The sequence below is a fragment of the Microbacterium sp. Leaf351 genome, from assembly GCF_001423825.1.
GTDB lineage: Bacteria > Actinomycetota > Actinomycetes > Actinomycetales > Microbacteriaceae > Microbacterium > Microbacterium ginsengisoli.
This window is the reverse complement of sequence record NZ_LMPK01000011.1, coordinates 58,759-67,989: the sequence shown is the minus strand read 5'-3', so window position 1 is coordinate 67,989 and position 9,231 is coordinate 58,759. Positions and strand designations below refer to the sequence as shown.

The 9,231-nt window shown below is 71.0% G+C and carries 10 protein-coding genes and 1 pseudogene; 2 read left to right on the top strand and 9 right to left on the bottom strand.

Annotated features, from left to right (window positions below):
- On the top strand, positions 1-1,586 hold a 1,586-nt coding region (locus ASG00_RS16885; RefSeq protein ID WP_235559139.1), incomplete at its 5' end, for a UPF0182 family protein.
- A gap of 54 nt (positions 1,587-1,640) precedes the next feature.
- Here ASG00_RS16885 and ASG00_RS04545 read toward each other — a convergent pair.
- From ASG00_RS04545 to idi, 7 genes are read right to left on the bottom strand one after another with little or no spacing between them, the layout of a single operon-like run.
- A complete protein-coding gene (locus tag ASG00_RS04545) occupies positions 1,641-2,507 on the bottom strand; it encodes a prenyltransferase (RefSeq protein ID WP_056207234.1) in 867 nt (288 codons plus the stop codon).
- Positions 2,504-2,815, bottom strand: coding sequence for a lycopene cyclase domain-containing protein (locus tag ASG00_RS04540; protein ID WP_056207231.1), 312 nt, complete (start codon positions 2,813-2,815; stop codon positions 2,504-2,506). Before ASG00_RS04540 ends, ASG00_RS04545 begins: the two co-directional genes overlap by 4 nt.
- Positions 2,812-3,135, bottom strand: coding sequence for a lycopene cyclase domain-containing protein (locus ASG00_RS04535; RefSeq protein ID WP_056207230.1), 324 nt, complete (start codon positions 3,133-3,135; stop codon positions 2,812-2,814). The genes ASG00_RS04540 and ASG00_RS04535 overlap by 4 nt, the downstream gene beginning before the upstream one ends.
- A 1-nt stretch (position 3,136) precedes the next feature.
- Positions 3,137-4,681: a phytoene desaturase family protein gene (gene crtI, locus ASG00_RS04530; RefSeq protein WP_056207228.1), complete on the bottom strand. Its 1,545-nt coding sequence runs from the start codon at positions 4,679-4,681 to the stop codon at positions 3,137-3,139.
- Complete coding sequence (locus tag ASG00_RS04525; protein ID WP_056207226.1) at positions 4,678-5,547, bottom strand: squalene/phytoene synthase family protein; 870 nt, start codon at positions 5,545-5,547, stop codon at positions 4,678-4,680. The genes crtI and ASG00_RS04525 overlap by 4 nt, the downstream gene beginning before the upstream one ends.
- Entirely contained in the window at positions 5,544-6,602 is a 1,059-nt protein-coding gene (locus ASG00_RS04520) for a polyprenyl synthetase family protein (RefSeq protein WP_056207224.1), read from the bottom strand. Before ASG00_RS04520 ends, ASG00_RS04525 begins: the two co-directional genes overlap by 4 nt.
- On the bottom strand, positions 6,599-7,144 hold the full coding sequence (idi, locus tag ASG00_RS04515) for an isopentenyl-diphosphate Delta-isomerase (protein ID WP_056207222.1): 546 nt from the start codon (positions 7,142-7,144) through the stop codon (positions 6,599-6,601). Before idi ends, ASG00_RS04520 begins: the two co-directional genes overlap by 4 nt.
- Before the next feature lie 76 nt (positions 7,145-7,220).
- Here idi and ASG00_RS04510 point away from each other — a divergent pair, with 76 nt between their 5' ends.
- Positions 7,221-7,697 carry a MarR family winged helix-turn-helix transcriptional regulator gene (locus tag ASG00_RS04510; RefSeq protein WP_056207220.1) on the top strand — a complete coding sequence of 159 codons (477 nt, stop codon included), beginning with the start codon at positions 7,221-7,223 and terminating at the stop codon, positions 7,695-7,697.
- A gap of 25 nt (positions 7,698-7,722) precedes the next feature.
- Here the strand turns inward: ASG00_RS04510 and efeB are convergent, their stop codons facing one another.
- Together efeB and ASG00_RS15665 are read right to left on the bottom strand one after the other, a co-directional pair.
- Entirely contained in the window at positions 7,723-9,015 is a 1,293-nt protein-coding gene (efeB, locus tag ASG00_RS04505) for an iron uptake transporter deferrochelatase/peroxidase subunit (RefSeq protein WP_056207310.1), read from the bottom strand.
- Positions 9,012-9,231, bottom strand: a pseudogene (locus tag ASG00_RS15665) (iron uptake system protein EfeO); the annotation flags it as partial. The gene efeB and the pseudogene ASG00_RS15665, both read right to left, overlap by 4 nt.

Genomic DNA, 9,231 nt, shown 5'->3' with positions numbered 1-9,231 from the left:
CCTCCGACGGCAACCCCGTCTTCCTCGAGCGCGGCATCCCGTCCGCGGGCTTCCTGACGTCGGGCGAGAAGTACGAGCCGCGGGTCTACTTCTCGGCGAACGCTCCGACGTACTCGATCGTCGGCGCCCCCGCGGGCACCGCGCCGATCGAGCTCGACTACCCGGCCGGCGACGGCAGCAGCACCGAGACGAAGACCACCTTCGACGGCAACGGCGGCCCGAACATCGGCAACGTGTTCAACCGGCTCATCTACGCGATCAAGTTCCAGGCGGAGCAGATCCTGTTCTCCGACTCGATCAACCAGGATTCGCAGATCCTCTACGACCGCGACCCCGCAACGCGCGTGCAGAAGATCGCCCCGTACCTGACCCTCGACGGCGAGCCGTACCCGAGCGTGGTGGACGGCCGCATCGTCTGGATCGTCGACGGCTACACCACGAGCGACCAGTACCCGTATTCGACGACGACGAGCATGTCCCAGGCCATCGCCGACGCGAACAACCCCACTCCGCGGGTCGCGCTCGACAACGTCAACTACATCCGCAATTCGGTGAAGGCGACCGTCGACGCGTACGACGGTCATGTGACGCTCTACGCCTGGGATCCGACGGACCCGCTCCTGCAGGCGTGGCAGAACGTCTACCCGTCCACGGTCAAGCCGATCGCCGACATGTCGGCCGACCTCATCAGCCACGTGCGCTATCCGACCGACCTCTTCAAGGTGCAGCGCACGATGCTGGGCGTGTACCACGTCAACGATCCGCAGTCGTTCTACCAGCGTGACAACGCCTGGACGACTCCCGCCGACCCGACCGACAACACCGTGCTGCAGCAGCCGTACTACATGACGATGCAGATGCCGGGCCAGGCCTCGCCGACCTACTCGATGTTCACCTCGTTCATCCCGCAATCCGACGGGACGAATGCGCGGAACGTCCTGATGGGCTATCTCGCGGTCGATTCGGATGCCGGCACCACCGCCGGCACGAAGGGTGCCGATTACGGCAAGCTGCGGATGCTGGTGATCAACGCCTCGACTCCGGTGCCCGGGCCCGGGCAGGTGCAGAACACGTTCAGCGCCGACCCCGCCGTCTCATCGTTCATCAACCTGCTCAAACAGGGTCAGTCGCAGGTGCTCAACGGCAACCTGCTGACCCTGCCCGTCGGTGGCGGCCTGCTCTATGTGCAGCCCGTGTTCGTGCAGTCGTCCGGCGCGACGAAGCTGCCGACACTCCAGAAGGTGCTCGTCGCCTTCGGCAGCCAGGTCGCGTTCGAGGACACCCTGACGGCAGCGCTCGACTCGCTGTTCGGTGGCAACTCGGGCGCCGCCGCGGGCGACAACGGTGTGACGGCATCCCCGTTGCCCACCGGGACGTCGACCCCGAGCGCCACGCCCACGCCGTCGCCCTCCGCGAGCGGAGGCACCGGATCGTCGACCGCCTACCAGGCGGCGCTCCAGGAGGCCAAGCAGGCGATGCTCGATCGTCAAGCGGCTCTCCAGGCCGGCGACTGGACGAAGTACGGCGAGGCCGACGCGCGTCTGACCCAGGCGATCAACACGCTGCTGCAGCTCTCCTCGCAGTGAACCGACGGTGGGGTGGGCGCGCAGGCGTCCACCCCACCGTCGGGCATTCGAGGCTCAGCGCGCCAGCTGCCACCACCAGATGAGCAGCAGCGTCACCGCGAACCCCGAGAACTGATTGATCCAGAGGAACCGATCCCATCCGACGGTGGCGCGGTGCGCGGTCTCGGCGGTGACCGCGCGATACGGCCACACGGCGACCAGGTAGGGCACGGCGAGCAGCGCGGCCAGCGGCGCGGGCCAGGCTCCCCCCGTCACGACGAGTGCGGCGGCCGCATAGCAGGCGAGCGAGAACCAGACGGTCGCGCGGGGGCCGATCGCCGTCGCGACGGAGTCGATGCCGGCCTCGCGGTCGGCCGCGACATCCTGCACCGCGCCGAAGGCGTGCGACGCGACCCCCCACAGGGCGAATGCCCCGATGACCGCGGCGAGGGCCCACGTCCAGGTGGCCCCGGCGAGCACGAGGCCGTAGACGGCCGGTGAGAAGAAGTGGATGCTGCTGGTCGCCGAGTCGGCGAAGGGACGCTCCTTGAGGCGCAGCGGCGGCGCGGAGTAGAACACCACGAAGAACAGGCTCGCGGCGAGCACCAGCCAGGAGAGCGCGGAGCCGACGATGACGAGGTAGACGACGAACGGCAGGCAGCTGAGGCCCGCCGCCCAGAGCGTCACGCGGTGCAGCCGCCGATCGAGCACAGCACCGTGAGCACCGCCCTTGCGGGGGTTGCGCAGGTCGGACTCGTAGTCGAACACGTCGTTGATGCCGTACATCGCGAGGTTGTACGGGACGAGGAAGAACACCACGCCGACGAGGAGCGTGACGGAGATCTCGCGGGTGGCGAGCAGGTAGGCGGCGCCGAACGGGTAGGCGGTGTTGATCCAGCTGACCGGCCGCGAGGACACGAACAGGGTGCGCACGACATTCATGCGTCGCTCCTCTCGCGCCGCGAGACGAGGGCGGCGATCGCAGGCACGAGGAACGCCGCGCACAGCGGGTAGGAGAAGTCCTCGATCGGGGCGAGTCCGATGCGGATGCCGCTCAGGTGCTCGGGCGGGTAGGAGAATAGCCCGGCGCCGATCATGACGTTGTCGAAGACGGCGGTGAGGGCGAGCAGGGCGACGGCGGCGAGGGCGGATGCCGCCATCCGCCGTCCGAATCCGGGGCGCACGGCGCTCAGCAGCGTGACGACGACGGTGATCGCGAGGAACGGGAGCACGAGCAGCGCGTAGGTCATCGAGGTTCCTTCCGCGCGAGGAGGCGGCTGCCGGCTCCGGCGCAGACGGCGGCGAGGTAGCAGAGGAACAGCAGGAAGGTGATCTCCTCGAGGGGGAGGTGCGGGGCCAGCTCGATGCCGAGGTAGAGCGGCGAGTCACCCTGCACGAAGACGCCCGCGGCGATGCCGACGAGATCCCAGACGACGAAGAACGCGGTGCCGACGAACACCGCGATCGCGGTGGTCAGCGGCCGCGCCCACAGGGCCAGCCGGTATCGCGCGTCGAGCAGCGCGACGCCCGCCGCGGAGACGACGATGACGAGCAGATACAGGCCGGGCACGTCAGCGACCCGCCGGCTCGACGAGCGGCGCCGCGCTGCGGTCGGCGCGCAGCCGTTTGGCGACGAGTTCGGCAGAGATCAGGCACATCGGCAGCCCGATGCCCGGAAGCGACGAGGTGCCGGCATGGAACAGGTTCGGGACCTTCGCCGAGCCGTTGCGCGGGCGGAACACCGCGCTCTGGCGCAGCGTGTGCGCGAGTCCGAGCGACGTGCCGCGCCAGGCGTTCAGGTCGTCGGCGAAGTCGGCGGGCGTGATCGTGCGTCGTAAGACGACGCGGTCCACGAGGTCGGGCACGCCGCACCACGAGGCGATCTGGGCGATGGCGGCATCCGCTGCCCGTTCGATTCCCGCGTCTCCCGCCCCGTCGATGCCGCCGTGGCCGAGCGAGGGATCGGCGGGGATCGGTACGAGCACGAACAGGTTCTCGTGGCCTGCCGGCGCGACGGTGGAGTCGGTCGCGCTCGGGCGGCACACGTACAGCGACGCCGGGTCGGGGATCGCCGAGGGCTCCCCGAAGATCGCGTCGAAGTTCTCGCGCCAGCGCTCGGTGAACAGCAGGGTGTGGTGCGCGAGCTCGGGCAGTTCGCCCCGCACGCCGAGGAGGATCAGCAGCGCCCCCGGTCCCGGCGTGCGTCGTTCCCACCAGCTCTCCGGCAGCTCGCGGTGTGCGTCGTCGAGCAGCGCCGTCTCGGTGTGGTGCCGGTCGGCGGTGGACACGACGACGTCTCCCCCGAGCATGCGGCCGTCGGCGAGCCGCACGCCGCGCGCCCGCCCGGCCACGACGTCGATCGCGGTGACGTCGGCGCCCGTCTCGATGACGACGCCGCGCGCCCGCACGAGGCGCTCGATCGCCCGGATGAGGGCGGTGAAGCCTCCCTGCGGGTACCGCACGCCGTCGGTCAGGTCGAGGTGGCTCATCAGGTGGTAGAGGCTCGGCACACCGTACGGCGATCCGCCCAGGAAGACTGCCGGGTACTCGAGGATCTGCCGCAGCCGGCGGTCCGTGAACGTGCGCTCGACGCGCGACGCGAGCGGCTCGACGAGCAGCCGCGCGAGCCGCGGCAGCTGCCGCGCGACGGCGCCGTCGGCGAGGCCCGCGTACCCGAGGTACGGGTCGTACAGGAAGCGCGAGACGGCGAGGTCGTAGGCGTCGGCGGCGGAGTCGAGGTAGCGCTCGAGCTTCGCGCCCGCGCCGCGCTCGATGCTCTCGAACAGAGCGGATGCCGCGCCCCGCCCGCTCGGCACGTCGAGGGCGTCGTACCCCTCGGAGTAGACGCGGTACGCGGGGGAGAGCGGGACGAGGTCGAGCTCTCGCTCGGTGGTGGTGCCGAGAAGACGGAAGAAATGCTCGAACACGTCGGGCATGAGGTACCAGCTGGGGCCGGTGTCGAACCGGAATCCGTCGCGGTCCCACGTGCCGACCCGACCGCCGACGTCATCGCCGCGTTCGACGATCGTCACGGTGTAGCCGTCGTCTGCGAGGAGGGCGGCCGTGGCGAGCCCCGCGATGCCGGCGCCGATGACGATCGCGGTGCGGCCCGTCATCCGCGCACCCCGAGGCGCCGGGGCCGTGCGCCCAGCAGGGCGCGAGCGGCGAGGTACGCCTTGACGGGGTCGGGGACGCGCACACGGCTCGCGGCGGCATCCGCTCGACGCAGCCGTCGCGAGAGGGCGGCGAACAGGTCGTGGGCGGCGGTCACGGCGGGTCGGCAGTCGCGGGGGAGGAGCGGCACGGTGTCGGCGGCGAGGTCGAGGTCGCCGTCGATGCGGTCGAGCACGTCGGCGCGGGACCGGGCGTCGGTCGCGCCGAGGTAGTCGCGGCCGAGGCCGGCCGCGTCGTGGTCGAGGTCGCGCAGGAAGTTGACGTCCTGGAACGCTCGTCCGAGCGCGCGGGCGCCGGCGACGAGTCTGTCGTCGGGCTGGATCGGTGCGACCGCCCCCGCGTTCACGAACACCGCCAGGCACATGAGCCCCACCACCTCGGCCGAGCCGTAGACGTACTCTTCGTGCGAGCGGGCGTCGTGCACGGTCGTATCGAGGTCGGTGCGCATCGACGCGAAGAACGGTGCGGTGAGGTCGGTGCCGATGCCGCACGCGCGCGCCGTGCCGGCGAAGGCGTGCACCACCAGGTTGCTGCTGAACCCGCGCGCGACGGCCGCGGCGACCTCGGCCTCCAGGCCGGCGAGAAGCTCCGCCTGGCCGTCGCGGGCCACTCCCGCCTCGGCGGCGGGACCGTCGACGATCTCGTCGGCGATGCGCACGAGCGCGTAGACGTTGCGGATGTGGGGCCGCACCCGGCTTCCGAGCAGTCGCGCTGCCAGAGCGAAGGAGGTCGAGTAACGCGCGATGACGGTGGCCGCGGCATCCGCTGCCGTGCGGTCGTAGAGCGCGATGCCGGGTGCGTCGGTCACGGGATGCGCTCGCGGATCGCGTCGGCGGCACGGTCGACGAGGGCGGATGCCGCGGCGCCGAGCTCCTGCGCACGGGTGCGCGCGGCGTCGAGGGCGCTGTCGATGAGCGCGACCAGCGCCGCACGGGCGCCGCTCTCGTCGAGCGCGCGCTGCGCGTCGAGCACGGCGATCGGACCGGTGTGGGCGACGGCGAGTGTGTCGCGCACCGCGTGCCACCCCTCTGTGCGACGGGCCAGGGCGATGAGGGGCGTCTGCTTCGCTTCGCGCAGGTCCACGCCGGCGTCGCGACCGGCCTGCGCGGAGGTGCCGAACGCGCCGATCAGGTCGTCGACGAGCTGGAACGCGAGGCCGAGGTGGGTGCCGCACGCGGCGAGCGCCGCGGCATCCGTCTCGTCGGCACCGGCGATCACGGCGCCGGCGGCGAGCGGGGCGGCGAAGGAGTAGACGGCCGTCTTGTCGTGAGCGGTCGCGATGAGGCTGTCGTCTTCGGCCTCCGCGTCGGCGGCCGCATGCTCGACATCGGCGAGCTCTCCCGCGGCGGAGACGAGAACCGCGTCGTCGAGCAGATCGAGAAGGCGGGAGCGCAGGTCGGCGGGCAGATCGACCGCCGCGACCAGCCGGGTCGCCTCATAGAGGAGCACGTCGCCCGCGAGGATCGCCGCCGCCTCGCCGACGCCGGTCGCCGCCGACGGTGTGGCGCCGTCACCGAGCGCGCGACGGCGGAACTCCCCGGCGACGTTCGGCACGCCGCGACGCATCGTGTCGTGGTCGATCACGTCGTCGTGGATGACGAACGCGGTGTGCAGCAGCTCGAACGCCGCGGCGACGGATGCTGCGGCATCCCTGCGCCCGTCGGTACCTCCGCAGGCGCGGAACGCCGCGAGCACGAGCGCGGGACGGAAGCGCTTCCCGCCGGATGCCGCGCGGACCATCGCGGCTGCGAGGTCGTCGAAGGCGTCGCCGAGCCCGGCCCCTCGCTTCTGCAGCCGTGCCAGGGAGGCGTCGATCGCGTCGTCGACGGCGGCGCGATCGACCGCGGAGATGCGGGCGATCATCGCGCCGCCCTCGCGGCGGTGTCGTAGAGGGCGAGTCGGGGGACCTGCAGCCCGAGCCACGGGCTGAACGCCCACGGTGCCGCGGAGACGGCGGCCGCGACATCCGAGGGTTCGACCCATGCCCATTCGGCGACCTCGTCCGGATCGGGATGCAGCGGTCCTGTCGCGTGCGCGACGAAGACGGGGCACACCTCGTTCTCTACGACGCCCGATGCGTCGACGGCGCGATAGCGGAAGTCGGGGAGGGTGAGCGTCACGTCGTCGAGGGCGAGTCCGAGCTCGACGCGCGCGCGGCGGTGCACCGCCGCCTCGAGGTCTTCGCCCGGGCCGGGATGGCCGCAGAAGGTGTTCGTCCAGACGCCCGGCCAGGTCTGCTTGGAGAGCGCGCGGCGGGTGATGAGCACCCGTCCGTCATCGTCGAGCACGTGGCACGAGAACGCTAGGTGCAGGGGGGTGTCGGCGCCGTGTACCGTGCTCTTGGGAGTCGTCCCGACGGGAGCGGCGCGCTCGTCGAGCAAGACCACCTGCTCGACGTCTGACACTGTTGCTCTCCCCTTTTGCTAGCTAAACTAGCGATCTCTGAGTCCGATGCTACAAGAGGTGTGGAGGAGTGTCCACATGTCCGAGTATCGACCCGACCCCGCGTCCCGCGAAAGCGCCGTACAGCGGGTGCTCGTGGGCGTGCGGGCGCTGAACGACGCCCTCGACCGCATGCATTCGGGCGTCAAAGACGACATGGGGATGAACGCCACCGATCTCGCGACGCTCCGCATGCTGATCATCCGCGAGCAGCAGGGGCAGCCGGTCAGTCCGCACGACATCGCCCGGCATCTGCGCATCTCGACGGCCTCGACGACCAAACTGCTCGACCGGCTCGCGGCGGCGGGGTACCTCGAACGCCGCCCCCATCCTCACGATCGCCGCGCGCGGGTGATCGCGCTCCTCCCGGCATCGCGCACCGCGTTCTTCGCGCACTATCGCGAGAGCCTCGGCGCGATGCGTGACGTCGCCGGAACGTACTCCGACGCCGATCTCGACGTGGTCGCGCGGTTCCTCGATGGGCTGGCCGACGCCGTCGCCGCGAACGACGGCTGACGCGCGGGCCGCCTCGCCACGCAACTCAGGCGAACGCGCCCTGCGCGAGGTATGTCCCCGACCGGGCTGCGGACGGCACGAAGAAGATGCCCGAGCCGATGTGCGAGATGTACTCGTTCAGCGCGTCCGACGAGCCGAGACGGCGCTGCAGCGTCTCGAACTGCGCGGGGTCCTTCTGGTAGCTGATGAACAGCAGGCCCGCGTCCAGGAACCCGTACTGGTTGATGCCGTCGGTGTAGTTGTATCCGCGGCGGAGGATCTTCAGACCGTTGTTGTTCTCGTGCGCGGCCAGCCGGATGTGGGCCGTCGGATCGATCACGGGTGCGCCCGAGGCATCCGTCTTCAAGAAATCCGGGGTGTCGGATTCCACCGTGCCCGTCAGCGGCGCGCCGCTGAGCTTGTGGCGTCCGAACACACGGTTCTGGTCGGACACCCGGTCGGTGTCCCAGTTCTCGATGCGCATCTGGATCTTGCGCACGACCTGGTAGCTGCCGTCGCGCTGCCAGTCGGGACCATCACCGGTGAAGACGAACTGCGAGAAGTCCGCGTCGTCGACGATGTTGCGTGTGCCGTCCTTGAAGCCCATCAGATTGCGCGGCGTCGACTGCCCCTTTCCGGCTGAGGCCCGCCCGAAGCCGGTCACCGTCCATCGGGTGGATGCCGCGCCGAGCTTCTTGCCGACGCGAGCCAGCGACCGCACCGCGTGATAGGCGACCTGGGGGTCGTCCGCGCAGGCCTGCACCGACAGGTCGCCGCCGGTGAGCGACGGATCCAGGGCCTCGCTCGGGAGCCGCGAGAGCTCCCGCAGCAGCGGCGGCTTCTGAGCCGCGAGACCGTACTCGTCGCCGAACACACGCGGACCGAGGCCGATCGTGACGGTCAGCGACGCCGGGTCGAGGTCGACGGCCTCGCCGGTGTCGTCGCCGATGGCGCTCGGCTGCGACGGCTCGACCTGGCCGATCGTGGCGCCGCGCATGAGCTGAGCGCTCGCCGCCGACCAGGTGGCGAGCAGGGTCTGCAGATCGGTGCGTGAGGACGTGGTCAGGTCGAACGTCATGAACACGCAGTGCCGCTGCGGAGGGGTGCGGATGCCCGCCTGCTCGGCGTCGCCGTAGAACGAGACCGCATTGTCGAGCCGCACGACGTCGCCCGACGACGCGGTCGGCTGCGCCGCGACGGCGCGCCCGCCGGCGAAACCGCTCGCCACCCCCGCCACCAGGCCGCCGGCTGCGGCGCCGAGGAGCAGTCCGCGGCGGGAGACCCCCGCATCCGGTGACTCCTGCGACGACGGCTCCCGCGGCGGCACGGCCGCGCTCATGAGGCTGTCGCCGCCTTCTCGGCGATCTGCGCAAGCGGTTCCTGCAGGGCCTGCACCGCACGGCTCAGAGTCGCGGCATCCGCGGCCTTCACGGCGTCGGTGTAACGCACGTAGCCGCCGATCGCGCTCTGATCGCGGTAGCCGTCGAGCAGCTTGTTGACGGCGGCGAACTGCGCGGAGATCTGCTGGGTCAGCCCGGAGTCGAGCGTCGTGAGC

Coding starts and splice junctions, on each gene's coding strand:
- ASG00_RS04545 (WP_056207234.1), bottom strand. CDS start 2,507: ATGAATGTCGTGCGCACCCTGTTCGTGTCCTCGCGGCCGGTCAGCTGG.
- ASG00_RS04540 (WP_056207231.1), bottom strand. CDS start 2,815: ATGACCTACGCGCTGCTCGTGCTCCCGTTCCTCGCGATCACCGTCGTC.
- crtI (WP_056207228.1), bottom strand. CDS start 4,681: ATGACGGGCCGCACCGCGATCGTCATCGGCGCCGGCATCGCGGGGCTC.
- ASG00_RS04520 (WP_056207224.1), bottom strand. CDS start 6,602: ATGATCGCCCGCATCTCCGCGGTCGATCGCGCCGCCGTCGACGACGCG.
- ASG00_RS04510 (WP_056207220.1), top strand. CDS start 7,221: ATGTCCGAGTATCGACCCGACCCCGCGTCCCGCGAAAGCGCCGTACAG.
- efeB (WP_056207310.1), bottom strand. CDS start 9,015: ATGAGCGCGGCCGTGCCGCCGCGGGAGCCGTCGTCGCAGGAGTCACCG.